The sequence below is a fragment of the Paraburkholderia sp. JPY465 genome, assembly GCF_050436725.1.
GTDB classification, from domain to species: Bacteria; Pseudomonadota; Gammaproteobacteria; order Burkholderiales; family Burkholderiaceae; genus Paraburkholderia; species Paraburkholderia youngii.
This window is the reverse complement of record NZ_JBNDMT010000003.1, coordinates 1,361,376-1,385,981: the sequence shown is the minus strand read 5'-3', so window position 1 is coordinate 1,385,981 and position 24,606 is coordinate 1,361,376. Positions and strand designations below refer to the sequence as shown.

Here is a 24,606-nt window from a genome sequence, read left to right as displayed (position 1 = left end):
TACCGAGGATCTCTGATGAAAAACGTGATGCACTCCCTGCGAAGCGGCGATTGGCGCGCACTGGTCGCCTGCTTTCTGTATTTCGACACGGGCTTCACCGTCTGGGTGCTGTATGGGCCGCTCGCGCCGTTCATCAGCAAGAGCATTGCGATGACGCCCGCGCAACAGGGTCTGCTGGTTGCGGTGCCGGTATTATCCGCGGCGATTCTGCGCGTGACGCTCGGCAATCTGTATCAGTCCGCGCATGGCAAACGCATTGCGTTGATGGGAGTGTTGCTCTCGGCGGTTCCGACGATCGTGCTGCCGTTGCTGCAATCGGTGCCGTCGTATGAAACGCTGCTGGTGCTCGGCGTGTTCCTCGGCGTCGGCGGCGCCAGCTTCGCGGTCGCACTGCCGATGGCCGGCAGCAACTATCCGCCGAAGGTGCAGGGCCTCGTATTGGGGCTCGCCGCGGCCGGCAACATCGGCGCGGTGCTCGACGGCTTCCTGTTCCCTCAACTCGCAACGCGTTACGGTTGGCAGCTCGCCGCGGGCGGCGCCTTGCCGCTGCTCGCGATCGCCGCGATCACGCTGTACTTCTGGGCCAACGACGCAGGCGTTAAAACCGGCAGCGTGCTGCGCGCTTTCGGCAGCTTCGCGACGACGCTCGCCGGCCTGATCGTGCTCGTGCTGCTCGTCGAAGCGGGGCTGTTCGGCGCGGGCAAGACCGGCGTGCTGCTGTTGCCGGTGGTCGGCGCGCTGCTCGCGATCGCGGTGCTGCCGCAACGCTACCGCTCGGTGCTCGCCGAGCGCGATACGTGGGTCATCATGCTCGTCTATAGCATCACGTTCGGCGGTTTCGTCGGCATGTCCTCGTATGTGTCGCTGCTGCTGACCAACCTGTATCAACTGTCGAAGATCGACGCGGGTCTGTTCATGGCGCTGCTCGCCGCGACCGGCGCGATGGTGCGTCCGCTCGGCGGTCTGATTGCGGACCGCGTGTCGGGCGTGCGCGCGCTGACCGTGCTGCTCGCGATCATCGCGATTTGTGACTTCCTGTTCGCGACGGCGATGCCGTCGTTCGCGGGCGGCATCGCGTTGCTGCTGTGCATGTACGTCGCGTTCGGACTCGGCAATGGCGCGACGTTCCAGCTCGTGCCGCATCGCTGGGCCGGCCGCACTGGCCTGATGTCGGGCATCGTCGGCGCGGCGGGCGGCATCGGCGGCTTCTATCTGCCGGTCGTGATGGGCATCGCGAAGGAGAGCACCGGTAGCTATCAGATGGGCTTCGCGACGTTCGGCACGCTGTCGGCGTGCGCGTTCCTTGCGATCGTCGCGCTGCGCCGGCCGTGGATGGCGTGGTCGATGCAGGCCGGCGTCATGCATGCGCATGCGACTGAGTGAGGCACGGAGCGCGGCGCTCGGTCGAGCCGGCGCCGCGCGCATCATGCGCTGAAAAAAGCGCAGTCGAATGCTTGCATATCGGCGGCGGTGTTTCTAATATGCAGCCTGGAGGCTGCATATGAATTCATCGACCGATCGCATCGAAAAGCAGATTCTGTTGAAGGCGCCGCGCTCGCGCGTCTGGCGCGCGCTGGCCAACGCCGAGGAGTTCGGCAAGTGGTTCGGTGTGAACCTTGCCGGCAAGCAGTTCGTCGCCGGGCAATCCACGCAGGGGCACATCACCTATCCGGGCTACGAGCACCTGGTGATGGACGTGCTGGTCGAGCGTGTCGAGCCCGAGCATCATCTGTCGTGGCGCTGGCATCCGGCCGCGATCGACATCACGATCGACTACACGCCGGAGCCGACCACGCTCGTTGAATTCGATTTGAGCGAAGTCGAGTCCGGCACGCTGCTGCGCGTCGTCGAATCGGGCTTCGACCAGTTGCCGGTCGGGCGCAGCGCGGAAGCGTTCCGGCTGAACGACGGCGGCTGGGGACAGCAGATGCTCAATATCGAACGATATGTCGGCGCGGGTTAAGGCGGGCTCCGCGAAGGCGGGCCTCAAGGCGACGACGCTGCGCAATTCGGCGGCGGTGTTCGCGGCGCTCGGTGACGAGACGCGCCTGCGTCTCGTCGCGGCGTTGTGCGCGGGCAGCGCGATGTCGATCGCGCAACTGACGGCCGGCACCGACATCACGCGGCAGTCGGTCACGCAGCATCTGCAGGTGCTGGCCGACGCGGGGCTCGTACACGATGTGAAGGTCGGACGCGAGCGCCTGTGGGCATTCGAGCCCGCGCATCTCGACGCGGCGCGCCGTGCGCTCGACGCGATTTCGCTGCAGTGGGATCGGGCGCTGCTGAAGTTGAAGACGGTGGTGGAGGAATAAAGGGCGGGGCGGTCGCGGCGCTTGCGCGAACGAACAAAGATGACGCGCGACGGCGCGTAACGCATTTTTTACCGATTCCAAGCAGCGCAGCGTGCGGGCTAGAGCGGAACAACGCAAAAGGGGCCAAAAATTGGCCCCCAAAACACCGCAAAAAAGGAAGAAAAGCCAGCCCGCGGCTAATCGGCGATCCGCTTGTCGGCTAGCGCGCTCTGACAGTCGGCGATCACCTGCCGGACGAGCCGGGCTTGCGGATCGAGTTCGTCGGTATCGAGAATTTCCTCGACCGCGTCGCGCGCCCAATCGGTATCCACGAAGCGCGCGTGGCGCCGCGCGATTTCGACCGCGGTGGCCGACAGCTTCGCGATGCACAGCCAGTCGGCTTCGCGCGCGCGGCGGTCGAGCCACTTGTGCGCGGACTGCACGTGAAACGCCGCGTCGGGCCAGTCTTCGTTCAGATAATAAGCGCCGAGGCTTCCGCATGTGAGCCAGCACAACAGCTCAAGGCGGTCACGGGGACTCAGATGTTGGCGTACATCACTCATGGCGACGCTCGCTGCAGTAAATGGCTTCCCGGTGAGGCCGGCGGGCGCCGTCCTCCGCTTTTTATACACATTAGCATGCGGAATTCCCGGGCGGCAATTCCTGACCAACCCTAGCGTGCGGCACCGCAACAGGCGAGCTTTCGGGCGAGGCATCCGCGACGTGCGCGGGACGCCCGGTCGAGCCCGCAGCATTCGCCGGCCCCCCCGCCGCACGGCGCTCAGCGGCTTGCGCGGTTTCCGGGCGCGGACTCAGCGTTGGCCGCGCGTCGCGACGATGAAAAGCCGCGGAAACGGCAGCAGCACCGTGCCATCGGCGAGCGCCGGGTAGGCTTTGGCGATTTCGTCGCGATAACGTTGAAGAAACGCGCTGCGTTCGGCGTCGTCGAGCGCGGCGAGAAACGGCCGCAGCGCGCTGCCCTTGAACCATTCGACCACTGCGTCGGCGCCCGCGAGCGGGTGGTGATAGATCGTGCTCCACACGTCGACGCGCGCGCACAGCGGCCTGAGCAGCGCGTAGTACCAGCTCGCGTCGTGGCGCACGGTGCGCTCGACGCCCATCAGCCTGGACGCCCAAGGTCCGTCGGCGGCGATTTCGCGCAACAGCCGGTGCGCCGGTTCGTCGAGATTGGCGGGCATCTGCACGGCGAGGCTGCCGCCCGTGGCCAGTTTTGCCACCAGCGCGGGGAACAGCCGCTCGTGGTCGGGCACCCATTGCAGCACCGCGTTCGCGAGGATCACGTCGAAGGGGCCACGGGCGTCCCACGCCGACACGTCGCCGATGTCGAAGCGCAATTGCGGCAGCCGCCGACGGGCCGCCGCGATCATGTCGGCCGAGCTGTCGATGCCGCTGACCGACGCGCCCGGCACCCGCTCGGCCAGCATCTCGGTCGAGTTGCCCGGGCCGCAGCCGATATCGACCGCGAGCCGCGCACCTTCCAACGGCACCGCCGCGAGCAGATCGCGCACCGGCCGCGTGCGCTCGTTCTCGAACAGCGTGTACTGCTTCGCGTGCCAATCGCTGTGCTCGTTGGTCGTTTTGCCGGTCATCTTTGGCTCCTTCGTGGGGTTCGTTGCGGCCATTCTCGGCCGCGATCAGCCCCGAGTAAAATGAATTTATGATTCCAATTACTTCATTTTTCTAATGAAAATCGACACGCTCGGCGTACAGGCATTCGTCGCGATTGCCGATCGCGGCAGCTTCCAGAGCGCGGCGGATTCGCTGCACGTGACGCAAACCGCGATCACGCAGCGGCTGCGCAAGCTCGAAACCTATCTCGGCGTGACGCTGATCGAGCGCACCACGCGTTCGATGGCGCTCACCGAAATCGGCCTCAATTTTCTGCCGCAGGCGCGCCGGCTGCTCGGCGAGCTGGCCGACGCGCTCGTCGAAATCCGCGAAACGGGGATCGCGCGACGCGGCGACGTGTCGATCGCGTGTGTGCCGACCGTCGGCGTGCAATATCTGCCGCGCATCCTGCAGGCGTATTCGGCGCGCTATCCGCACAATCGCATCAAGATTCTCGATCACGCGTCGTCGGCGGTGGAAGAGGCAGTGTTGCGCAGGGAGGTCGAGTTCGGCATCAATATCGCGCGCGAGCATCATCCGGATCTCGCTGCCGTGCCGCTCACCGAAGACCGCTATGTGCTGATCTGCCACGAAGACCATCCGCTCGCGAAGCGGCGGCGCATCGCGTGGCGGCAGTTGCAGGCGTTCCCGCTGATTTTCGCCGGCGAGGTCAGCGGCAACCGAGCGCTGCTCGACGTCGCGTTGGCATCGAGCGAGCTCGCGCTGCGGTCGTTCTACGAAGTGCAGCGCAGTTCGACCGCGGTCGGGCTCGTCGCGCAGCGTGTCGGCGCGGCCGTGGTGCCCGCGCTCGCGCTGCAGAAGGGCGCGTATCCGAGCGTGCGAACGGTCGAGCTCACGCAGCCGACCGTGTCGCGCACGCTGGTGCTGGTCGCGCGCAAGACCGCGCAGTTGTCGCCGGCCGCACAGGCGCTGTACGACATGATCCGCGAACAGGCGACGCTGAAAAGCGGATGACGCTGCGCCGCGCGCAAGGCAAACTCTCTGGCGGCTGAGTTTGATTCCTTCAACCGTTCTACCGACGCGAGATACAACAACTGATGCTGCAGATACTCGGCAAGACCACCTCGATCAACGTGCGCAAGGTGCTGTGGACCTGCGCGGAACTGGGGCTCGCGTTCGAACAGGAAGACTGGGGCTCGGGCTTTCGCTCGACCGATGTCGCCGAATTCCGCGCGCTGAATCCGAATGCGATGGTTCCCGTGATTCGCGACGGCGACTTCGTGCTGTGGGAGTCGAACTCGATCATCCGTTACCTCGCGAACCGATATCGCGGTGACGCGCTGTATCCGGCCGATCCGGTCGAGCGCGCGCGCTGCGATCAATGGATCGACTGGCAGGCGAGCGAATTGAACCGCTCGTGGAGTTACGCGTTTCTCGCACTCGTGCGGCACTCGCCCGAGCATCAGGACCCGCGGCAGATCGCCGCGTCGTGCGCGAACTGGTCCAGGCATATGGCGATCGTCGAGCAGCAACTCGCGCGCACCGGCGCTTATATCGCGGGCGACGCGTTCTCGCTCGCCGATATTCCGACCGCGCTGTCCGCGAACCGCTGGCTCGAAACGCCGCAGCAGCACGACGATTTGCCGGCGGTAGCCGCTTATATGGCGCGCCTCGCCGAGCGCGACGGGTATCGCAGCTATTGCCGTAACGGCACGCCGTAATCATCGATTCGTGCGAGCGTCGGCAGACCCGCGGATGCTGGCAGATCCCACCCTCAATGCTTACGCATCGCTTTCGAATTGAAGCACCTGACGGCTGCTGCGCGTGCAGCCCGCGTCGCCTACAATGGCGCCCATTTAGCGACATTGAAGGTCCAACGATGCGGGTAACAAAATTCGCGCTGGCTGTGCTGACGGCGTGCTTCACTCTGAACGCGAGCGCCGAAATGACCGCCGCCCAATACAGGAAATGGGCGCACGCCGACAACAACTCGATCTATGCGGCGTACATTACCGGCACGATCAACGCGTTCGGCTGGGCGAACGGCGATCTGGTCTCGCGCAAACAGCGGCAGCTGTTCTGTCCGCCAGAAACGCTCGCGATCGGCAACCAGACGGTTTATCCGCTGCTCGATGCGTTCTTCGCGAACCACCCGGGCATTTCCGACGATTTTCCGATCGGGCTCGCGATTCTGCGCTCATTGCAGGGCGCGTATCCGTGCTGACGTGTGTGCGGAAGGGGTGAGGGGAGGGAGTAAGGGGAGGCAGTCGAGCGGGGGCAACAGCAGGGGCGAACTCGCGATGCGGGCCCGCCCCTCGGGGAATCAAACCTGCACGAGATTCGGAATCTGCACGTCCGGATTGACGTCCGCCTCGTAGTCGACGCCCTTCATTTCAAAGCCGAACAGACGCAGGAAATCGGTCTTGTAGCCGGCGAAGTCAGTGAGTTCGTAGATGTTGTCGTTGGTCACCTGGTTCCAAAGCTCCTGCACGCGGCCTTGCACCTGCGGATCGAGTTCCTTGTAGTCGGCGCGCAGACGGCCCTCGTCGTCCAGATGCGGCTGGCTGCCATAGAGACTGTCCTTGTACAGGCCGTACACCTGTTCGATGCAGCCTTCGTGCGTGCCTTTTTCCTTCATCACCTTGAAGAGCAGCGACAGATACAGCGGCATCATCGGAATCGCCGAGCTTGCCTGCGTGACGACCGCCTTCAGCACCGCGACATGCGCATCGCCGCCTTTGGCCGCGAGCTTTGCGCGGATGCCGAGCACCTTCTGGTCGAGATCCTTCTTGGCCGCGCCGATCGAGCCGTTCCAGTAGATGTCGTGCGTGATCTTCTCGCCGAGGTAGGTGAATGCGGTGGTCTTCGCGCCGTCGGCGAGCACACCGGCTTCGCCCAGCGCGTCCATCCACATCTGCCAGTCCTCGCCGCCCATCACCGCGACCGTGTGCGCGATTTCTTCCGGCGTCGCCGGTTCGAGCACGGTTTCCCTGATCACTTCCTTGTCGGTATCGATGCCGCGCAGATTGACTGCCTTGCCGATCGGCTTTAGCACCGAGCTGAACACTTCGCCCGTTTTCGGGTGCTGGCGCTTCGGCGCCGCGAGGCTGTACACGACCAGATCGACCTGGCCGAGATCGCGTTTGATCACTTCGATGGTGCGCGCCTTCACTTCGTCGGAGAACGCGTCGCCGTTGATGCTGGTCGCGTACAGGCCTTCGGCGGTGGCGAACTTCTCGAACGCCGCCGTGTTGTACCAGCCGGCCGTGCCCGCCTTGGTTTCGCTGCCCGCGCGCTCGAAGAACACGCCGAGGGTCGACGCGCCCGAGCCGAACGCGGCGCTGATGCGCGCGGCGAGGCCGTAGCCGGTCGACGCGCCGATCACGAGCACCTTCTTCGGGCCGTTGGCGATGGGGCCGCGTGCCTTCACATACTCGATCTGTTCCTTGACGTTGGCTTCGCAGCCGGTCGGATGGGTCGATACACAGATGAAGCCACGCACACGCGGTTTGATGATCATGAAGCACCTCTTGTCGGAATTGGCGACATTATAGTGGCCCCGCCGAGGCCGCACGCCATCCCGCGAAGGGAGCAAAAATCGGCGCACCCCCCACATCTTGGTACGATTGCGCCTTTCCCAGCCGACGACAGTACGTGAAGCGCCTCTTTTCCTCCTTTCTGGCGGCCCTCGACAAAGGGCTGACCCTCGCGAACCCGCTGTTCGCGAGGGCCGCGTGGCATCTGCGCCACCCGACCCGCCGCACGTTCGCATGGGGACTCGCCGCGCTGCCGGTGCTGTTCGTGCTGTACGTGCTGCTGCTGATTCCGTTCACGCCGAGCATCGGCGACATCCGCAAGGCGAAGATCGAGCAGCCCGCGCAGATCCTGTCGGCGGACGGCAAGCTGCTCGCCGAGTTCAAGCCGTCGAACCGCGAGTGGGTCAAGCTGAAGGACATCTCGCCGAACGTCGTCAACGCGCTGATCGCGACCGAGGATCACCGCTTCTATCAGCATTTCGGGCTCGACTGGCGGCGTACCGCTTCGGCCGCGCTGCACACGTTTTCCGGCGACCGCCAGGGCGGCTCTACGATCACGCAGCAGCTCGCGCGCAATCTGTATCCGGATGAAATCGGCCGCGCGCCGACGCTGACGCGCAAGCTGAAGGAAGCGATCACCGCGCTGAAGATCGAGGCGTTCTACACGAAGGACGAGATCCTCGAAACCTACCTGAACACGGTGCCGTTCCTGTACAACGCGTACGGCATCGAAATGGCCGCGCGTACCTATTTCGACAAGTCCGCGTCGGAGCTGAACGTGCTCGAAGCGGCGACGCTGACCGGCATGCTGAAGGGCAACGCGTACTACAACCCGGTGCTGAACCCCGAGCGCGCGTTGCAGCGGCGCAATACGGTGCTCGCGCAACTGGTCAAGTACGGCAAGCTGACGCCCGCGCAGTACGACGGGCTCGCCCGCAAGCCGCTGCGTCTGGACTTCGAGCGCCAGATCGAGCCACCCGGACCCGCGCCGCACTTCACGCAGCAGCTGCGCAAATGGCTGGTCGCGTGGGCCGATCGCAACGACTACAACATCTATTCCGATGGACTCGTCGTGCGCACGACGATCGACTCGCGCCTCCAGACGATGGCGACCCAGGCGGTCACGCTGCAGGGCAACCAGTTGCAGAACATCGCGAACTCGGCGTGGGGCACGCGCGCGGGCTGCTCGGCGGACAAGGACCTGCTGCGCACGTTCCTGCGCGAAACGCCCGACTTCCGCGCGGCCAAAGACACGGGCCTGTCCGACGACGACGCGCTCAAACAGCTGTTCGCCGATCGCAAGCTGGTGCAAAGCGTGTGCGACACGAAGACGCGCGTGCAGGCCGACTTCCTCGCGATGGACCCGCGTACCGGCGAGATCAAGGCGTGGGTCGGCAGCCGCGACTTTGGCGTCGATCCGTTCGATCACGTGCAGCAGGCGCGCCGTCAGCCGGGCTCGACGTTCAAGCCGTTCGTGTACGCGGCGGCCTTCGAGGCCGGCGCGAAGCCCGACGACAAACTGCCCGACAATCCGGTCCAGATCGAACTCGCCGGCGGCGAACTCTGGAAGCCGAACGACGAGGACGAGCCGAGCGGCCGCATGATCAGCCTGCGCGATGCGCTCGCGTATTCGCGCAACCGCATCACCGCACAGGTGATGGAGTCGGTCGGTCCGAACCGGGTCGCGAAGCTCGCGCGCGCGATGGGCGTGCGCGACAGCCAGCTCGACCCGGTGCCGTCGCTCGCGCTCGGCACGAGCCCGGTCACGCTGAAGGAAATGGTGTCGGCGTACGGCACGATCGCGAACCTCGGCAGCTACGTCGAGCCGCTGATGGTCACGCGCATCGAGGACCGCAACGGCAACCTGCTGGCCGAATTCAGCCCGGCCACACCGAAGCGCGAGTTGCCCGCCGACGCGGCGCGCACGCTCGTCGACGTGATGCGCGACGTGGTCAGCCGCGGCACCGGCGCGAGCATCCGCACGCGCTTTGGCGTGCGCGGCGACGTCGCGGGCAAGACCGGCACGACCCAGGGCAACGCGGATGGCTGGTTCATCCTGATGCAGCCGCAACTGGTAGCGGGGGCGTGGGTCGGCTTCAACGACAGCCGCGTGACGTTGCGCAGTGACTACTGGGGGCAGGGCGCGCATAGCGCGCTGCCGATCGTAGGCGATTTCTTCCAGCGCGCGCAGCGCTCGCGGCTCGTCGACAGCCACATGAAGTTCGATACCGCGCAGCAGCCCGGCTGGTTGGCCGAGCGCGCCGAACGCTTGCGCAACTGGATCGAGAACCTGTTCACGCGCACGCCGACGCAGCCGGACAAACCGGTCGTGGCGCGTGCTCCGGCGCGGCGTGCGCCGGTGGCGCCGGTGCAGCCCCCGGCGTCTGCCGTGGCCTCCCCGGCGGGGTCAGAGGCAGCGGGTGCGTCCGCGGTGCCGGGCGAAGTGCGCGAATTGCCGCCGTTGCTGCCGGCGCCTGGGTCGGGGCCGGAAGGGGCTCCCACGACGCCGCCCGGCAATACCGTCGACGGTGAAACCCGTGGCGGTGGTGCGGCCGCGCTCGCGCCGACCCCGACGCCAGACGACGTCGTGCCGCCCGATGCGGGCGCTCAGGGCGGCGCAGGGTCGAACAACGGCAGCGCGGTGAACTGAATCCGACCCGGGCGCGCTGCCCGGGTGCGTATCGAACTGGGTGAGGCAGAAGGCTAGGACCTCGCGACGCCCGTTTCACCCGACGGCCGCGCATGCGGATTCCCATGCACCGTCTCGAGCGACGTGTCGTGATGCAGCAGCAACACTGCCGCCATCCCGATCAGCCCCGCGCCCGAGAGGCATAGCAGCCCCGCGCCGAAGCCGCCGGTGCTGTCCTTGATCCAGCCCATCGCGAACGGGCCGAAAAAACCCGCCAGATTGCCGAGCGAATTGATCGCGGCGATGCCGCCCGCGGCCGCCGCGCCCGACAGGAACGCGGCCGGCAAGGTCCAGATCACCGGCAGGCAACCGAAGATGCCGAAGCCGGCAATCGATAGCGCAACCATCTTCAAGACCGGATTGTCGAGCCCGGCCGCGACCGCGATGCCGCCCGCCGCAATGAACAGCGCGATCGCGACGTGCCAGCGGCGCTCGAGGTGTCGATCCGAATGCCGCCCCCACACGATCATGCCGATCAGCCCGACGACGTACGGCAGCGACGTGACGAAACCCGTCTGCAGATTGGTCAGACCGAACGCCTTCACGATCTGCGGCAGGAAGAAGCTCAGGCCGTAGTTGGTCGCGTTCGCGCCGAAATAGATCAGCGCGATGGCGAGCACGCGCGGATTGATCAGCGCCTCCTTTACGCTGAAGTGGCGCACCGCCTCGCGATGCTCACGCTCCTGCTTCTGGCGCGCGATCAGCCATTCGCGCTCCTCGGTGCTAAGCCAGGTGGCATCGGCGGGCTTGTCCGTCAGATAGAGCAGCACCGCGACCGACAGCAATATCGCGGGCGCCGCCTCGATCAGATACAGCCACTGCCAGCCGCCGAGTCCACCGATGCCGTCGAGCGACAGCAGTGCGCCGGAGATCGGGCCGCCGATCACCGTCGACAGCGGAATCGCCGCCATGAAATAGCCGACCACGCGCCCGCGATACGCGGCCGGAAACCACAAGGTCAGCAGAAAAATGATGCCCGGGAAAAAACCGGCCTCGGCGATGCCGAGCAGGATGCGCAGGCCGTAAAACACGTGCGCGGGCGAGAGCCCGGTGAAGCGCGCGATGTCCGGGATGAAGGCCATCGCGCCCGCGAGGATGCCCCACGAGAACATGATCCGCGCGATCCAGCGGCGTGCGCCGAATCGTTCGAGCAGCAGGTTCGACGGCACTTCGAAAAAGAAGTACGCGAGAAAGAATACGCCCGCGCCGAAGCCGAACGCGCTCGCGGAAAGATCGAGCGCCTTGTTCATCTGCAACGCCGCGAAGCCGACGTTGACGCGATCCAGATAAGCGATGAAGTAGCAGAGCATCAGAAACGGGATGAGCCGCATCGTGACGCGATGAAGGGTACGTGCCTCGAGATCCATATGTGTCTCCTCCGGTTCGGCGACCGGTGTATGCCGCTATGTGGTGGGGGTCCGTCCGCGGTTCGATATGCCTGTCTGTCGAACAGGCATCGCTACAGACTAAACGCTCCAAAGGGATTCTGGAAGCTCTTTCGTGAACCACATGGTCCGCTCATTGCGGACTTCGTCGCGGCATCGTGCTCGTGACCATTGTTAAGAGCCGCGCAACAGTGTTTTCGGTTGTATCGGCTGATCTTGCGCGAACGATTCCGGATAATTACTGCCTGACTAATCAGTTAAAAATGCAGGTGATCCACGATGTCGAATCAGGGTTCGGACAGTCTTGCCGGAGCGTGCGCAACGGTGCGGGTATGCGAAGCCGAGTGCGCCGCGCGAGTTGCGAGCGCAGAAAGGAAGAGGGCGCCGCTGCTCACGCGTGTGAGCGCAGCGGTCGCAGTGGCGCTCGCGTGCGCGAGTCTCGTCGGCTGCGCGTCCAGCACGGATGTGGTCGCGAGCGGCAAGCCCGGCAGCTATACGGTCGCCGCTAGCGCGACCGGCGGGCGCATGGCCTGGGCGCGCGCGCACGAACTCGCGATGAACGAGGCGCGCGACTACTGCGATCGTCGCGGCATGCAAAGCAGTGTGAACAGGGAGACGGTCAGCGGCGTCAGCGCGATGACCGAGCACGCGTCGTCGGTCAGCTTCGAGTGTCATCCGCGCTTCTGATGCTGCGTTGCGCGCGCATCGTTGCACCTGCATCGATGCGCGCGGGCGGCGAGGGCCACCGCACGATGACGATTACTTTTTATCGAACGTCACCAGGTGTTGGTCGTTCGTATCCGCGATGAAAATCGCGAGCAGTTTTGCCGGCTCGGTCGTGCTCGCGTTCTCGCTGACCATGTGATGCGCGCCGGGCTTCTCGGTCCACGATTCGCCCGCATGGTAGACGCGCTCCCCGCCGCTATCGACGCGGCTGCGGATCGCGCCCGACAGCACATAGCCCACCACGAACGCCTGGCCATGCCGATGCGGCGCCGACTTGCCGCCCGGCGCATAGTCGACGACGAGCGCGGTCATCGTCTTGCCCGGCACGTTCGCGATCGGGACGGCGAAGGCGGGGGCGATGGTTTCGTGAGGGGCTGCGCTCGCCCCGGCGGTGTCGGCGGCATAGGCGGACTGCCATGCGCCCGTGATCGCGGCGCCGGCCAGCAGCGCCGACGCGAATAGAGTGCGGATCGTGTTCATAGCTTCACTCCACGTCGGCCTGGCACAACGCCTCGGCTTGCTGGTTTGCCACCCGTTCGCCTTGCGCCCACTGCGCCGCAACCGCGGCCAATTCTCCACGCGCACGTTCGAGCGCCACGGCCCGCGCCTCGGGATTGGCGAACTGCAGCGGCTGCGCATCGACGAAAGTCGGCGCGGCGACGCCAAGAAAACCGAATGCCGCCTTCAGCGCCGGCGTCAGCGCATCCATCGATTCATACGGCGAGCCCGCGCGCAGATCCGCGCCGCGGCTCGTGATGAACAATGCCTTGTGCCGGCCGAGCTGCCCGACGATGCGGCCGTCTTCCGCGTGCAGGTAGGTCACGCCGGTCCGCGTGACGCTGTCGATGAACGCCTTGAACGCCGAGGGCATCGACCAGTTGTACATCGGCATGGCGAACACCAGCGCGTCGGCGGCGAGCAGGCGTGCGCACAGCGCATCCGATGACGCCAGCGTCGCTTTCATCGCCGCCGTGCGCTCTTGCGCGGCGGTGTAGGTGGCGATCGCGAACGCTTCGGAGACGTGCGGTGGTGTGTCGACTGTCACGTCCAGATAGTCGACGTCGAACTTGACGCGCTCTTCGCGCAGACGCTCGAGAAAATAGCGGGCGAGCGCGCGGGAATTGGATCGCTCGCGCTTCGCGCTGGCGTCGACGTGCAAGATTTTCATGAGGGCCGTCCTCGCGGTGGGTTTAACGTGAGCTCAGGTTAAACGGTCGACTGGCTTGGTGGAATAACCGGTTTTGTCGAATTCAAGGTAGCCACCTGTGCCGCTTTTGCGCGTTGTTACGACTCGTGTGATTTAGCGCTGGCCGAGCGTTTGACGAACGGTCCGCCCGAGAAACCCGCCACTGCGCGGCCTTGCGCGGGCGATTTTTCGCGGGCGCGGCGGGCAGGGCGCGCGGACGTTTTTTCTGTTCGCGCCGTCTCGATCTGCCGCGACAGCGTGTCGATGCGCTGGCGCAACAGGTCGGCCGCAGCCACGCGTTCGGCCAGCAACGCGTCCTTTTCCGCAAGCTGCCCGCGGGTCTCCGCGTGCCGCGCAACCGAGGCAGCCAGTTCCGCCTTCGATGCGGCCAACTCGTCCCGCAGCGCGTCGCGCTCGGTTCGCGATTCGGCTTCGAGCGTCGCCGCCCGTTCGTGACTCGCCTGAAGCTCCTTGCGCAGACGTTGCGCCGCGGCACGTTCTCCTTCGATTTCGAGTAATGCGCGCTTTTCCGCCGCGGCGAGCCGCTGCTCGTTCTGCTCGTGCGAGCGGCGCAGCTTCGCGAGCTCGTCGGCGAAATCGCGGCGGGCATCGGCGAGCGCGGCGGCGCCTGCCGCGATTTCTTCCTTCGATGCCGTCAGTTGCGACGTCAGCATGTCGTTGGCCGTCTGCAGTTCGACGATGCGCGCCTCGAGGCCGGCTAGGCGCGCGCGCAGGGTCGCGGCGTCGTTGGCCGACTGCTCGGCCCGGTCGACGGCTTCCTGACGCTGCCTGTCCCGTTGGTCGGCCTGTTCTTGCGCCGCGGCGATCTGGGCGTCGGCGTCCTGCCTGAACACGTCCAGCGCGGCGTTCGCGGCGTCGCTGGACAGACGCCACATCTGCGCCGCGAAGTCGCCGGCTGCCGCTGCGACTTCGGGCGGCAAATCGGGACGGCCGACGTCGACACGCGTTTTGTCACGCACGTCGGTCCAGAAATCGCGCAACGCTTTGGCCGGCGCGCTCATGCTGCCTTTGCGGACTAATTGATACAGGCGATTGGCGGTCGGCGTTTCGCCGTAGCGGAAAAACAGCAGCGCGCAGACCTCACGATAAAGCGTCTGCGTGTCGGACGCGTTTTGACGGACGACTTCGATGTCGGCTTCGAGGGTCATGGTGGAAGCGGCCAAGAAATGTTGATGCGTTGATAATACAACGTAAAATGCATGGAATGCTACATAGACGCATCCTACACACGACATTAGTACTATAATGTCGTGTGTAGAATCTGCCGCCCGGGACACCGCAGCGCTGAGGTTCACAACGCCACTTCACCGGCCCGCGACTTGGAAAGTCCTGTGGGCTGAAGACTTGGTGTCAATGTGTAGTGGCCGCGCGCGCCCGAAACGGCAGCGGTCGCGCAGTCCAACGTCGGGAGCGTCGCCAGGGAAGCCGGCACGCGCGGCACGCTCACGCTGATTCCTGCCTAAGCCAAAAACTTACGCGTCGGTTCGTGTTACGAATTGCCGGGCTCCGCGGACGGCACCAATCCGCTTTCCATTCCGTAACGCACCAGGTCCGCGTCTCGCTCGATACTCAGTTTGAGCATTGCCGAGCTTTTTTGCGTACTGATCGTTTTTTTACTGCGACGCAATAGCTCGCCAATTTCCGTAACAGTCATCCCGGAAACAAACAGGCGTACGACCTCCAGTTCACATCGCGTCAATGGGGATCCCGCCGTGTTGCCGCGCCCACCCGGTTTGATCGTGTCCGAGATGGCCGCCATGCGCGGCGACAGATAGCGGCCATTCGCGTAGGCGGCATGTACCGCGATCGTCAGGTTACTGATCGGATCAGCCTTGCTGAAAATACAGCAGTGGCCTCCCTGCATCAGCAGGCGCACAACCGCCGGATTTTCCATCATGCTCAGCACAACCACCCGCACGCTCGGAGAGTGCTGGCGAATGGCAGCGAAAAGCGCCAGTCCGTCGCCATACCGTCCACCGGGCATCACGTAGTCCGAGACGACCACGTCGCAAGGCGAGTTGGTCAGCGCGGCCATCAGTTCGGTCGAATTTATCGCCGTGCCAACCACCGAGATCGTGCTGCTTCTTTCGAGTTCGTATCCCGTCGCGCTTCTCGAAACCTGTTTTTTTGATCCCTTCACGTTTTATGGCGCCTCCAACGCCTCTAATTACATTGCGACGGAAGTCGATTATGACCACATCAAGGATTCGCGTAATACTCGCGGTCTTGAACAGTCTGCGTGCGGGCGACCGTGTTCCGCCGCAGTGACGGCGACTCAATCCAGATGTTTCGTGGTTGAAGCGGGGCGACGGAATCCAGATCCGCAAGAATGCAAGCATTCCGTAAGAGCTTTACATTGTTATTTGCAAGGCTGAATCGCTCCCTGCATTTATTCTGTGGAGGAAGAACTGTCAGACGTCTTCTGCGACGAGGTCACCAGCCCATTTTCCATCGCATACCGAAACAGATCGACTTCTCGTTCAATGCCGAGTTTTTCCATCGCCTTCGATTTCTGCGTGCTGATGGTTTTCTTGCTGCGACTCAATTTCTCGGCAATCTCGTTCACAGTCAGCCCGGATGCAAAAAGACGCACAACTTCGGATTCGCGCTGGCTCAGCACGTCCGATGAGCCCCTGCCCCGACGGTTCCAGTCGATCGACTGGACGATCTGATTGATCGTTGGCGAATAGTATTTGCCGCCGCTATGGACGGCATGAACGGCGGGGATAAGGTGGGCGCCAGCATCGGATTTGCTGACGATGCACGTTACGCCTTGCGTAACGAGCGCACGTATCACCGCCGGGTTGTCCAGCATGGTCAGAACGACGATCTTGATCTCGGGATAGCGACGTCTGATCAGAGAGAACAGCGCGATTCCATCACCGTATTCGCCCGCAGGCATCGCGTAATCGGATACGAGAACGTCGCATTGTGTGCTCGTGAGAAGCGCGATCAGCTCAGTCGAATTCCTCGCTGTACCTACGAGCTGGATTGTCTTCACCTCTGCAAACTCATGCGAGATACCGCTGAGCATGACGGGGTGGTCATCGGCAAGGATGACCCGAATTGCGAACGCATCCATATTGTCAATATCGTCGAGATAGGACCTTTGTATGATAGCCAGCGGCGGGACGTTTGCTCTGCGGGTTTACCTTCACGTTTTGCGATCCCTGGCTTCTTTTAAGCCAAACACCGTCGCAGATCGCCGCAGAGCAGGAAGCTTCGCATTGCAAGGTCGCACGACACGCGATAAAACAGATCGGCGCCCGGGCGGCGACACTCTGCCCGGCCATGTCACACAGCGCTTCGCGGCGCCTCAACCAGCGACCTGCCGCAGCGGCCAGGCAGCGCTTGCTGAATGAACTCCCCCTTGCAAAGTTGGCTTCGGCGATCGTTCGATCACCTACTCTCTTCAACTAACGAGGGGCAGTTCTCGTCCCGTCGACGGGCCGTGTGAAGGCTTGTAACCCTAGCCGGATGCCCGCGCGCGGCAATCGAACTCGCGAAACGCTCGCCGCGCTCATTGCGGCACACGAAGTAGTATTCTCCAGTGCACACGTTCCACCGATCATCTGACTCGAGGAGCCGGGCCCATGGAAAGCACACTCGTCGTGGCGGCATTCGCTTTTGTCGGTAGCCACTTTCTCCTGTCCCATCCGCTGCGGGCCGCTATGGTCCGGGCAATCGGCGAACGGGCCGCCATGGGCGTCTATTCGCTGATCGCGATACTGACGTTCGGCTGGATGGTCATGGCTTACGACCGGACGCCCGTCTCCGAGCCGCTCTGGCCGGCAGGCAACGTGCTGTGGGCGGTTGTGACCGTGGTCATGCTGATCGCATCGATCCTTCTGATGGGCTCGCTGATCCGCAACCCGGCGTTGCCCACCGCGGGCCGCCCCGCTGCTCTTCCCGACGCGGCGCACGGCGTGTACGCGGTGACACGTCACCCGATGATGTGGTCGTTCGCGCTGTGGGGGCTGTGCCATATCGCCGTGTTGCCGGTCACCCGAAACATCGTGCTTGCCGGGGCGATCATCATCCTCGCGCTGGTCGGCGCCGCATTACAGGACCGCAAGAAGCGGCGTCTGCAACCCGATCTGTGGCCCGCATGGGAGTCGCAGACGAGCTATCTGCCGTTCGCGGCGATCGCCGCCGGACGCGCGCGGCTGGGCGGCTTCGGCATGCACGCGCTGGTTGGCGGCGTGGTTTTCTGGCTCGTGGCGACATGGGCGCATATCCCGCTCTCCGGTTGGCCCGCGGGGATCTGGCGCTGGCTCTAGCCGGCCGATTCCACGAGATTTGTTCTCGTGGCGCAAGACTCTTTGTCCACGGTGTGTGTTCGAATTCGCGGCTGATGCGCCTACAGTGCGCTGCATCGAGTCCATCGATTCGAACGGCCAGCAGGCCGAATCAATCACACTGTGAGAGAAACCATGAGCACTTCCAGGGTCGTCATCGTCACCGGCGCATCGCAAGGCATCGGCGCTGAAACCGTCAAAGCCTTCCGCGCGCAAGGTCATCGCGTCGTCGCCACGGCTCGTTCCATCGTACCGGCCGTCGAGGCCGACTATGTCGCCGTGGCCGGCGACCTCGGCGACGCAGCTACCGCCCGCCGCGTCGTCGACGCTGCCATCGAGCACTTTGGACGCGTCGATACGCTCGTCAACAACGCGGGCATCTTCATCGCGAAGCCTTTCACGCAGTACAGCGCCGAAGACTATTCGGCGATTCTCAACGTCAATCTGAACGGCTTCTTTTACATTACCCAGTACGCGATCGAAGCGATGCAGAAGCATGGCAGCGGCCACGTGGTCAGCGTGACCACGACGCTCGCGGAGAAAGCGAACAGCAAGGTGCCGTCGGTGCTCGCGTCGCTGACGAAAGGCGGTCTGAATGCCGCGACGCGTTCGCTCGCCATCGAATATGCGCACGCCGGTATCCGTGCCAACGCGGTGTCGCCCGGCATCATCAAGTCGCCGATGCATCCCGCCGAGTCGCACGCGACGCTCGCCGCAATGCATCCGGTCGGGCGCATGGGCGAGATGAGCGACATCGTGAATGCGATCCTCTATCTCGACTCGGCACCGTTTGTGACTGGCGAAATCCTGCATGTGGACGGCGGGCAGAGCGCAGGCCAGTAAATGGTCTAGCGCCGCCGCCCGCGCTCGACACTACACTCGAGGAGCCCACCATGTCCGTCCAACAGAAACTCGCCGAACTCGGTCTCGAACTGCCCGCTCCGCCGCAACCGCTAGGCAGCTATACCGCTGTCAGTGAAGCCGGCAACCTGCTCTTTATCTCCGGGCAGGTGCCGCTGTCCGCCGGCAAAATGGTCTATACGGGGCGTGTCGGCGAGTCCCTGACGCTCGAACAGGGCCGCAAGGCGGCCCAACTCGCCGCGCTCAACGCGCTCGCGCAGATCTCCCGTCATCTCGGCGGCTTCGAGCGCCTGCATCACATCGTTCGCGTCGAGGGGCACGTCAGTTCCGCCGATGGTTTCCACGATCAGCCCGCCGTGGTCGATGGCGCTTCGGATCTGTTCGCCGCCGTGCTCGGTGACAAGGCGGGACATGCGCGCTCGGCGTTCTCGCATAGCCAGGGTCCCGCCAACGCCGCTGTCGTGATTGTCGTCATTGCCGAGATCGTGCCCGCCTGACCGACCCGAGCGACGCACGACGCATGCCCTGCCCGCCGGGCACATCCGCGCGAGCGTCGTTCGTGTCACCAATCCTTGATGGCCACGTCGTAGTCCTCGTCGTAGAACGCGACCAGAAACTCCTCGGGCATCAACCACGAGTCGACGCTCACGCTTTGCGTGCCAACGTCGACCGCGACTTTCGCGTCGGGATCCACCGACTTCATTGCATGCTCGATCGTCGAAACATCGTCTGCGCGGATTTCGGTTTTCATCGAGAACTTCACGTTTCCCCTCTCCAGTCAGCAACGTTGGATATCGAACGGGACGATGCCCGTCCAGCCATGGCGTGTCATCTACCAGCCGCTGACCGTCGCACCGATCGCACCGCCGAATGACGATGCAGATACTAGCGCCGCCTGCCGTTTCGTGCTCTGTCGCCGCAAGCTCTCCCTGAATCGGATCAACCTGCGTTCGCCTTGCGCTGATGCGTCGCCACGCGTTGCGGTTGCGGTTGCGCCGCCATCGCGCGCGAGACCATTTGGTTTTGCTTGATGATCTTGTCGATCTCGGCGTCGGCCTGAGCATCGTATTGTCCGAAAACATCGGTGCTGTAGCGCGTGTTCCGCGCTGCGCCCAGCTGCGAACCGGATTGGTCGCGCGTATCGGCATCGACCGTCATCGACAGGCCGATACGCAGCGGATGCGCGGCCAGCTCGGCCGGATCGAGCGCGATGCGCACCGGCAGACGCTGCACGATCTTGATCCAGTTGCCGGTGGCGTTCTGCGCCGGCAGCGTCGCGAACGCGCTGCCCGTGCCTGCTGAGAAGCCCTCGATCCGCCCGTGATACCTGGCGCCTCTGCCGTAGACGTCCGAGCTCAGCGTGACCCGCTGGCCAATCCGCATGTGCTTGAGCTGCACTTCCTTGAAGTTCGCGTCGACCCACACGCCGTCGAGCGGCACGATCGCCATCAGCGGCGTGCCGGGCGCGACGCGCTGGCCGACCTGAACCCGGCGTTGCGCGACATAGCCGGTCACCGGCGCCGGCAAGGTATCGCGCGCATAGGCGAGCCACGCGGTCCGCACTTTCGCGGCGGCGGCCTGCACGTCCGGGTGCTGCTCGACCGTGGTGCGGTCGGTCAGCGCGTGATTGGCTTCGCCCTGCTGGCGCGCGGCGTCGAGCGCGGCCTGCGCGACGCTGACCGCGTCGCGGGCGTGCGCGATGTCTTCGGCGGACACGGCGCCGGTATCGGCGACGGCCTCGCGTCGATGCAGGTCGTCGCGCGCGCGGTTCAGATCGGCTTCGCGCTGCGCGACGTTCGCCGCGTAGAAGTCGTTGTTGACATACAGGCCGCTCACGCGACGCACGGTCTGGCCGAGCTGCGCTTCGGCATCGGCGAGCGCGAGTTTGGCATCGGCCGGATCGAGCGTGACGACGGGGTCGCCTTGCTTCACGATTTGCGTGTCGTCGGTGTTGACGGCGATCACCGTGCCAGTGACCTGCGGCGTCAGTTGCACGAGATTGCCGCTGACGTACGCGTCGTCGGTCTCTTCGTGATAGCGGCCCTCGGTGAAGTAGTAAGCGCCGTAGGCCGCGCTCCCGAGCAACACCGCGGCTCCGAGCAGCGCGATCAGGCGCTTGCGGCGTGCCGGCGGCGTGGCCTTGTTGTCGCCTTCGGGCGTGGCGGGCGCTTGCGCGCCGCTCTTGCGTTCGTCTTCCTGATCCGCCAGTTCGCGGTCGGTCGTGATCGAATCGCTCATTGCAGTTCTCCTGACAGGTTTCCCGACGTGCCGTTCAACGCGCGGCAACCGCGGATTTGACTTGACTGGTGGATGCGGCGGCGACATCCGCGTGAGGGTCGGTTTGCGCCGACGTATCGACATAGCCGCCGCCCAACGCCGACGCGAGCTGGATCTGCTGGTCGCGACGGTTCATCTTCAGATTGGCGATCGCCTCGTCGGCGTTCAGCGCGGTGACGTCGGCATTGAGCACGGTCAGCTGATTGGTCAGGCCGGCCTTGTATTGCGTGGTCGCCAGACGATCCGCATCGCTCGCGGCCTGCTGCGCGGCCAGCGCATCGCCGAGCTGCGCGTCGCTCGAGCGGATCTGCGCGATCTGCGTGGCCACGCCGCTCAGCGCGCCGATCAGCGTCTGGTTGTAGGTCGCCACCGCATAGTCGAACTCGGCGTAGCGGCCCTTCAACTGCGCGCGCAGCTCGCCCGCATCGAAGATCGGCAGATGGATCGCCGGGCCCACCGACGCGGTGCGGCTCGCGGCGCTCAGGAAACGGCCGAAGCCGAACGCGTCGAGGCCGATCGCGGCGCTCAGGTTGATGTCGGGATAGAACTCGGCCTTCGCTTCCTTCACTTCGTGCGTGATCGCGTCGACGCGCCAGCGCGCCGCGACGATGTCGGGCCGCCGGCTCAGCAGATCGGCCGGCAGGTTGTCCGGCAGACGTACGTCGTCGCCGACGCCGAGGGTCGGCTGCGTGATCGCGAGTCCGCGGTCGGGACCCTTGCCAAGCAGCGCCGCCAGTTGATAGCGGCTGCTCAGGATGCTGCCGTCGAGCGCGCTGACGCGAGCGCGGCTCGTCGACAGATTCGCCTCGGCCGTCTTGCGCTCCACTTCGGTATCGAGTCCGTTTGCGATACGGCCCGCGGTGATGCGCTCGATCTGCTCGCGCCGCGCGACTTCCTGCTGCGCGATGTCGCGCAAAGCGTAGAGCCGCGCCAGCTCGTTGTAGGTGCGGGCGATCGAGGTGTCGAGCGTGAGCCGGACGACTTCCGCGTCGGCCTCGCTCGCGGACGCCTCCGAGACAGCTGCGCGCAGCGCCTCGCGGTTCTTGCCCCACAGGTCGAGATCGTCGGAAGCGGTGAGCAGCCCCTTGTTCTCGGTCTGCCAGGAGCCGGCGTATGGCGGCGGAATCAACGCGGTGCTGCTGAATTGCTGGCGCGTCAGCGTGTACGACGCATCGACGCGCGGCAGCGTGTTCGCCTTCGCCGTTTCGCTATAGGCTTGCGCCTGCGCGACTCGGGCGCGCGCCTGCTCGAGCGTCGGGCTGCCTTGCAGCGCCTCGGCGATCAAAGCCTTCAGTTGCCCATCGCCGAACTGGTCGACCCAGTCGGCGGATGGCCAATGCCCCTGCTCTTGCGGCAGGCTCCGCGACGTTTCCAGCTGTTGGGGTTGATCGATCTGCTTGTCGCTGTGGATGCCCGCATAGTTTGCACATGCTGCCAGCACCGCGAAAGAGATCACCGAAACACCGACCTTCAGCGAACGGATGACGGTGTTTGCCTTCGAAGTCTGCGTTTTCATTTTCTGATAAATCAGATTAATGAGTGAAAAAAACGCGGCCCACGGCCGCGCCGCTCAATCGCCTGTGAACTTGCGAAGCAGGCGGTCCAGCTCCGCAAACTCGGCCTTCGTGAATTTGCGCAAGCGGGCGTTCAACACATGCGGTGCGACTTCCGGAATCCGCGCGGCGGTTTTCTGCCCTTCCGCGGTCAAGGTCAGATTGACTACGCGGCGATCTTGCGGGTCGCGCGAACGTTCCAGCAGCCCCTTCGATTCCAGCTTGTCCAGCATCCGCGTCATCAGGCCGGTGTCGATTCCGAGCAGCTTCGACAGCTCGAAAGGCGTGGTTGCCACACCCTGCTTCAGCGAAAGCAGGATACCCATCTGCTGGCCGTTGATGTCGAGGTCCTTGAGCGCCGCGTCCATTTCCGCGACGACGACGTTGCGCGCCTTGACGAGCCTGAAGCCAATACTCTCTGTAAGCATGAAGTTCTTCGTCGTGTAGTGGTCCATGGCGGCCTCCTCCTCGTTGATTTGCACAATATCTGCAGTATCAGATAAGATCAAGAAGAGGATGGTGTGTTTGATTTTCCGCTCCAACCGGGTTGCCCAATCGGGTTCAATGTCCGCCGGCGGCTGCCGCGCCCGCGGCACCGCCTTTGGTCGGCTTCGTCACCCAGATCAGCGGGATGATGACGATAAAGATCAGCGCCGAGATCCAGAAGATGTCGTTCAGGCCCAGCATCGTCGCCTGCGCGTTCAGCGAGGCTTCGTAAAACGCCGTGGCCTTGGGAATGCCCGCGTCCAACGCCGCCTGCAGGTGCGCGATCGCGCCGGAAAAACCAGGGTCCTCCACGCTGCTGTGCTCGGCAAGTCGCGCATGGTGCAGGATCGTCCGGTCGCTCCATGCGTTGCTCATCAGCGAAGTGCCCACCGCTCCCGCAAAAATGCGCACGAAGTTGGACAGACCCGCCGCCGCCGGAATCTCCTCCGGCTTCAGCCCCGACAGGATGATCGCGGTGAGCGGCGTGAAGAACAGCGCGGTCGGAATGCCCTGCAGCAACGTGGGCAGCACGAGCGTCCACGCGTCGATGCCGGTCGTGTAGTTCGAGCGCATGAAGAACACCCCGGCGAATCCGACGAACGCGAGCGTGGCGAGCACCCGCATGTCCGAGCGCGGCATGATCTTGCCCATCACCGGCGCGAGGATCACGGCGAAAATGCCGAGCGGCGCGGTCACGAGCCCCGCGTCCACCGCCCGGTAACCGAGGAAGCCCTGAATCCACTGCGGCAGGATCACGAGATTGGCGAAGAAGATCGCGTAGGCGACCGAAATCGCAATCGTGCCGCCGAGGAAGTTGCGTCTGGCGAAAAGCCGCAGGTTGACGATCGGCTTTTCTTCGGTCAATTCCCAGATCAGGAAGAACAGGAAGCTGACCACGGCGACGATCATCAGCGCCCAGATCACCGGCGAGCTGAACCAGTCGAGGTCGCGGCCCTTGTCGAGCATGATCTGCAGCGGTGCGACCCATGCGATCAGCGAGATCAGGCCGACCTTGTCGATCGGGAGTTTGCGGGCCGGCGTCTCGCGATCGCGGTAGATCGCCCAGATCGCGCCCGCGGCAAACAGGCCCACCGGCACGTTGATGTAGAAAATCCACGACCAGCTGTAGCTGTCGGTGATCCAGCCGCCGAGCGCCGGACCCGCGATCGGTCCGACGGTCGCCGTCATCGCCCATAGCGCCAGCGCGTTCGAGCTTTTTTCCTTCGCAAACGACGCGAGCAGCATGGCCTGCGACAACGGCACTAGCGGCCCTGCCACCGCGCCCTGCACGACGCGGGCAACCAGCAGCACCAGCAGGTTCGGAGCGAGTCCGCACGCCGCCGATGACAGCACGAACAGCAGGATCGCCCAGACGAACAGCTTGACCTGGCCGATGCGCTGCGTGAGCCAACCCGTCAACGGAATCGACACCGCGTTGGCCGCGGCAAACAGCGTGATGACCCATGTGCCTTCGTCGATCGACACGCCGAGGTTGCCGGACAGCGTTGGAATCGCGACGTTGGCGATCGACGAATCGAGCACGTTCATAAAAGTGGCGAGCGCTACGGCAAACGTGCCTAACGCAAACTTCGCGCCGGTCAGTTGCGCTGGCGCGCCCGGGTTGGTCGATGGATTCATGTTGCGGCCTCGTCTCGGTTCGAAGCGCCCCTCAGTGTCGGGCGATTATCTGCAATGTCAGATAAATGA

General features: G+C 64.5%; 25 protein-coding genes. 11 read left to right on the top strand and 14 right to left on the bottom strand.

Translation table 11 applies throughout. The annotated features are described in order from the left end of the window. Window positions 1-15: 15 nt before the first annotated feature. From QFZ94_RS21010 to QFZ94_RS21000, 3 genes are all read left to right on the top strand, one after another. The gene (locus QFZ94_RS21010; RefSeq protein ID WP_368586247.1) at window positions 16-1,383 is read left to right on the top strand and encodes an MFS transporter; all 1,368 of its coding nucleotides are present in this window, start codon (window positions 16-18) and stop codon (window positions 1,381-1,383) included. Window positions 1,384-1,501: 118 nt separating this feature from the next. Then, the gene (locus QFZ94_RS21005; protein WP_429459251.1) at window positions 1,502-1,963 is read left to right on the top strand and encodes an SRPBCC family protein; all 462 of its coding nucleotides are present in this window, start codon (window positions 1,502-1,504) and stop codon (window positions 1,961-1,963) included. Next, window positions 1,947-2,312 carry an ArsR/SmtB family transcription factor gene (locus QFZ94_RS21000; protein WP_429459249.1) on the top strand — a complete coding sequence of 122 codons (366 nt, stop codon included), beginning with the start codon at window positions 1,947-1,949 and terminating at the stop codon, window positions 2,310-2,312. Before QFZ94_RS21005 ends, QFZ94_RS21000 begins: the two co-directional genes overlap by 17 nt. Window positions 2,313-2,488: 176 nt before the next feature. Here the strand turns inward: QFZ94_RS21000 and QFZ94_RS20995 are convergent, their stop codons facing one another. Beyond that, complete coding sequence (locus tag QFZ94_RS20995) at window positions 2,489-2,854, bottom strand: hypothetical protein (RefSeq protein WP_013089482.1); 366 nt, start codon at window positions 2,852-2,854, stop codon at window positions 2,489-2,491. A gap of 249 nt (window positions 2,855-3,103) precedes the next feature. Continuing rightward, a complete protein-coding gene (tam, locus tag QFZ94_RS20990) occupies window positions 3,104-3,901 on the bottom strand; it encodes a trans-aconitate 2-methyltransferase (protein WP_429459247.1) in 798 nt (265 codons plus the stop codon). A 94-nt stretch (window positions 3,902-3,995) separates the two neighbouring features. On the opposite strand from tam, the gene QFZ94_RS20985 reads away from it, so the two are divergent. From QFZ94_RS20985 to QFZ94_RS20975, 3 genes are all read left to right on the top strand, one after another. Further along, complete coding sequence (locus tag QFZ94_RS20985) at window positions 3,996-4,895, top strand: LysR substrate-binding domain-containing protein (protein WP_429459245.1); 900 nt, start codon at window positions 3,996-3,998, stop codon at window positions 4,893-4,895. An 83-nt stretch (window positions 4,896-4,978) separates the two neighbouring features. Next, the gene (locus QFZ94_RS20980) at window positions 4,979-5,602 is read left to right on the top strand and encodes a glutathione S-transferase family protein (RefSeq protein ID WP_429459243.1); all 624 of its coding nucleotides are present in this window, start codon (window positions 4,979-4,981) and stop codon (window positions 5,600-5,602) included. A gap of 158 nt (window positions 5,603-5,760) precedes the next feature. Then, window positions 5,761-6,105 carry a hypothetical protein gene (locus QFZ94_RS20975; RefSeq protein WP_429459241.1) on the top strand — a complete coding sequence of 115 codons (345 nt, stop codon included), beginning with the start codon at window positions 5,761-5,763 and terminating at the stop codon, window positions 6,103-6,105. A gap of 99 nt (window positions 6,106-6,204) precedes the next feature. Here the strand turns inward: QFZ94_RS20975 and fabV are convergent, their stop codons facing one another. Beyond that, window positions 6,205-7,401 (bottom strand): enoyl-ACP reductase FabV, encoded by a 1,197-nt coding sequence (gene fabV, locus QFZ94_RS20970; protein WP_429459239.1) that lies wholly within the window; start codon window positions 7,399-7,401, stop codon window positions 6,205-6,207. 134 nt (window positions 7,402-7,535) lie between these two features. Between fabV and QFZ94_RS20965 the strand changes: the two genes are divergently transcribed. Beyond that, on the top strand, window positions 7,536-10,067 hold the full coding sequence (locus QFZ94_RS20965) for a transglycosylase domain-containing protein (RefSeq protein WP_429459237.1): 2,532 nt from the start codon (window positions 7,536-7,538) through the stop codon (window positions 10,065-10,067). 53 nt (window positions 10,068-10,120) lie between these two features. Here the strand turns inward: QFZ94_RS20965 and QFZ94_RS20960 are convergent, their stop codons facing one another. Then, complete coding sequence (locus QFZ94_RS20960; RefSeq protein ID WP_429459235.1) at window positions 10,121-11,473, bottom strand: MFS transporter; 1,353 nt, start codon at window positions 11,471-11,473, stop codon at window positions 10,121-10,123. A 297-nt stretch (window positions 11,474-11,770) separates the two neighbouring features. Between QFZ94_RS20960 and QFZ94_RS20955 the strand changes: the two genes are divergently transcribed. After that, window positions 11,771-12,178 (top strand): hypothetical protein, encoded by a 408-nt coding sequence (locus QFZ94_RS20955; protein ID WP_368586237.1) that lies wholly within the window; start codon window positions 11,771-11,773, stop codon window positions 12,176-12,178. Window positions 12,179-12,250: 72 nt separating this feature from the next. On the opposite strand, the gene QFZ94_RS20950 is transcribed toward QFZ94_RS20955, so the two are convergent. The 5 genes from QFZ94_RS20950 to QFZ94_RS20930 form a co-directional block, all read right to left on the bottom strand. Further along, on the bottom strand, window positions 12,251-12,697 hold the full coding sequence (locus QFZ94_RS20950; RefSeq protein ID WP_429459233.1) for a cupin domain-containing protein: 447 nt from the start codon (window positions 12,695-12,697) through the stop codon (window positions 12,251-12,253). 4 nt (window positions 12,698-12,701) lie between these two features. After that, window positions 12,702-13,385 (bottom strand): FMN-dependent NADH-azoreductase, encoded by a 684-nt coding sequence (locus QFZ94_RS20945; RefSeq protein ID WP_429459231.1) that lies wholly within the window; start codon window positions 13,383-13,385, stop codon window positions 12,702-12,704. 116 nt (window positions 13,386-13,501) lie between these two features. After that, window positions 13,502-14,572 carry a DNA-binding protein gene (locus tag QFZ94_RS20940; RefSeq protein WP_429459229.1) on the bottom strand — a complete coding sequence of 357 codons (1,071 nt, stop codon included), beginning with the start codon at window positions 14,570-14,572 and terminating at the stop codon, window positions 13,502-13,504. A gap of 341 nt (window positions 14,573-14,913) precedes the next feature. Continuing rightward, window positions 14,914-15,564 (bottom strand): response regulator, encoded by a 651-nt coding sequence (locus QFZ94_RS20935; protein ID WP_429459227.1) that lies wholly within the window; start codon window positions 15,562-15,564, stop codon window positions 14,914-14,916. A 249-nt stretch (window positions 15,565-15,813) separates the two neighbouring features. Beyond that, complete coding sequence (locus tag QFZ94_RS20930) at window positions 15,814-16,506, bottom strand: response regulator (protein ID WP_429459225.1); 693 nt, start codon at window positions 16,504-16,506, stop codon at window positions 15,814-15,816. 511 nt (window positions 16,507-17,017) lie between these two features. On the opposite strand from QFZ94_RS20930, the gene QFZ94_RS20925 reads away from it, so the two are divergent. The 3 genes from QFZ94_RS20925 to QFZ94_RS20915 all read left to right on the top strand — a co-directional run bounded on the left by QFZ94_RS20925 (window position 17,018) and on the right by QFZ94_RS20915 (window position 19,080). After that, window positions 17,018-17,704: an NnrU family protein gene (locus tag QFZ94_RS20925; RefSeq protein ID WP_429459223.1), complete on the top strand. Its 687-nt coding sequence runs from the start codon at window positions 17,018-17,020 to the stop codon at window positions 17,702-17,704. A gap of 153 nt (window positions 17,705-17,857) precedes the next feature. After that, complete coding sequence (locus tag QFZ94_RS20920) at window positions 17,858-18,565, top strand: SDR family NAD(P)-dependent oxidoreductase (RefSeq protein ID WP_410848058.1); 708 nt, start codon at window positions 17,858-17,860, stop codon at window positions 18,563-18,565. Window positions 18,566-18,615: 50 nt separating this feature from the next. Beyond that, window positions 18,616-19,080 (top strand): RidA family protein, encoded by a 465-nt coding sequence (locus tag QFZ94_RS20915; protein WP_429459221.1) that lies wholly within the window; start codon window positions 18,616-18,618, stop codon window positions 19,078-19,080. Window positions 19,081-19,145: 65 nt separating this feature from the next. Here QFZ94_RS20915 and QFZ94_RS20910 read toward each other — a convergent pair whose 3' ends face one another. The 5 genes from QFZ94_RS20910 to QFZ94_RS20890 all read right to left on the bottom strand — a co-directional run bounded on the left by QFZ94_RS20910 (window position 19,146) and on the right by QFZ94_RS20890 (window position 24,537). After that, window positions 19,146-19,346 carry a copper chaperone gene (locus tag QFZ94_RS20910; RefSeq protein WP_429459219.1) on the bottom strand — a complete coding sequence of 67 codons (201 nt, stop codon included), beginning with the start codon at window positions 19,344-19,346 and terminating at the stop codon, window positions 19,146-19,148. Window positions 19,347-19,522: 176 nt separating this feature from the next. Continuing rightward, a complete protein-coding gene (locus QFZ94_RS20905) occupies window positions 19,523-20,821 on the bottom strand; it encodes an HlyD family efflux transporter periplasmic adaptor subunit (protein ID WP_429459217.1) in 1,299 nt (432 codons plus the stop codon). A 34-nt stretch (window positions 20,822-20,855) separates the two neighbouring features. Then, window positions 20,856-22,376 (bottom strand): efflux transporter outer membrane subunit, encoded by a 1,521-nt coding sequence (locus QFZ94_RS20900; RefSeq protein ID WP_429459215.1) that lies wholly within the window; start codon window positions 22,374-22,376, stop codon window positions 20,856-20,858. Between the two features lie 54 nt (window positions 22,377-22,430). Beyond that, the gene (locus tag QFZ94_RS20895; RefSeq protein ID WP_176369334.1) at window positions 22,431-22,868 is read right to left on the bottom strand and encodes a MarR family winged helix-turn-helix transcriptional regulator; all 438 of its coding nucleotides are present in this window, start codon (window positions 22,866-22,868) and stop codon (window positions 22,431-22,433) included. 106 nt (window positions 22,869-22,974) lie between these two features. Next, window positions 22,975-24,537: a DHA2 family efflux MFS transporter permease subunit gene (locus QFZ94_RS20890; RefSeq protein ID WP_429459213.1), complete on the bottom strand. Its 1,563-nt coding sequence runs from the start codon at window positions 24,535-24,537 to the stop codon at window positions 22,975-22,977. Window positions 24,538-24,606 lie beyond the last annotated feature (69 nt).

Excerpts from the sequence above, each read along its gene's own strand:
- QFZ94_RS21010 (WP_368586247.1), top strand. The coding sequence starts at position 16 with ATGAAAAACGTGATGCACTCCCTGCGAAGCGGCGATTGGCGCGCACTG.
- QFZ94_RS21005 (WP_429459251.1), top strand. The coding sequence starts at position 1,502 with ATGAATTCATCGACCGATCGCATCGAAAAGCAGATTCTGTTGAAGGCG.
- QFZ94_RS21000 (WP_429459249.1), top strand. The coding sequence starts at position 1,947 with ATGTCGGCGCGGGTTAAGGCGGGCTCCGCGAAGGCGGGCCTCAAGGCG.
- QFZ94_RS20995 (WP_013089482.1), bottom strand. The coding sequence starts at position 2,854 with ATGAGTGATGTACGCCAACATCTGAGTCCCCGTGACCGCCTTGAGCTG.
- tam (WP_429459247.1), bottom strand. The coding sequence starts at position 3,901 with ATGACCGGCAAAACGACCAACGAGCACAGCGATTGGCACGCGAAGCAG.
- QFZ94_RS20985 (WP_429459245.1), top strand. The coding sequence starts at position 3,996 with ATGAAAATCGACACGCTCGGCGTACAGGCATTCGTCGCGATTGCCGAT.
- QFZ94_RS20980 (WP_429459243.1), top strand. The coding sequence starts at position 4,979 with ATGCTGCAGATACTCGGCAAGACCACCTCGATCAACGTGCGCAAGGTG.
- QFZ94_RS20975 (WP_429459241.1), top strand. The coding sequence starts at position 5,761 with ATGCGGGTAACAAAATTCGCGCTGGCTGTGCTGACGGCGTGCTTCACT.
- fabV (WP_429459239.1), bottom strand. The coding sequence starts at position 7,401 with ATGATCATCAAACCGCGTGTGCGTGGCTTCATCTGTGTATCGACCCAT.
- QFZ94_RS20960 (WP_429459235.1), bottom strand. The coding sequence starts at position 11,473 with ATGGATCTCGAGGCACGTACCCTTCATCGCGTCACGATGCGGCTCATC.
- QFZ94_RS20955 (WP_368586237.1), top strand. The coding sequence starts at position 11,771 with ATGTCGAATCAGGGTTCGGACAGTCTTGCCGGAGCGTGCGCAACGGTG.
- QFZ94_RS20950 (WP_429459233.1), bottom strand. The coding sequence starts at position 12,697 with ATGAACACGATCCGCACTCTATTCGCGTCGGCGCTGCTGGCCGGCGCC.
- QFZ94_RS20945 (WP_429459231.1), bottom strand. The coding sequence starts at position 13,385 with ATGAAAATCTTGCACGTCGACGCCAGCGCGAAGCGCGAGCGATCCAAT.
- QFZ94_RS20940 (WP_429459229.1), bottom strand. The coding sequence starts at position 14,572 with ATGACCCTCGAAGCCGACATCGAAGTCGTCCGTCAAAACGCGTCCGAC.
- QFZ94_RS20930 (WP_429459225.1), bottom strand. The coding sequence starts at position 16,506 with ATGGATGCGTTCGCAATTCGGGTCATCCTTGCCGATGACCACCCCGTC.
- QFZ94_RS20925 (WP_429459223.1), top strand. The coding sequence starts at position 17,018 with ATGGAAAGCACACTCGTCGTGGCGGCATTCGCTTTTGTCGGTAGCCAC.
- QFZ94_RS20920 (WP_410848058.1), top strand. The coding sequence starts at position 17,858 with ATGAGCACTTCCAGGGTCGTCATCGTCACCGGCGCATCGCAAGGCATC.
- QFZ94_RS20915 (WP_429459221.1), top strand. The coding sequence starts at position 18,616 with ATGTCCGTCCAACAGAAACTCGCCGAACTCGGTCTCGAACTGCCCGCT.
- QFZ94_RS20905 (WP_429459217.1), bottom strand. The coding sequence starts at position 20,821 with ATGAGCGATTCGATCACGACCGACCGCGAACTGGCGGATCAGGAAGAC.
- QFZ94_RS20900 (WP_429459215.1), bottom strand. The coding sequence starts at position 22,376 with ATGAAAACGCAGACTTCGAAGGCAAACACCGTCATCCGTTCGCTGAAG.
- QFZ94_RS20895 (WP_176369334.1), bottom strand. The coding sequence starts at position 22,868 with ATGGACCACTACACGACGAAGAACTTCATGCTTACAGAGAGTATTGGC.
- QFZ94_RS20890 (WP_429459213.1), bottom strand. The coding sequence starts at position 24,537 with ATGAATCCATCGACCAACCCGGGCGCGCCAGCGCAACTGACCGGCGCG.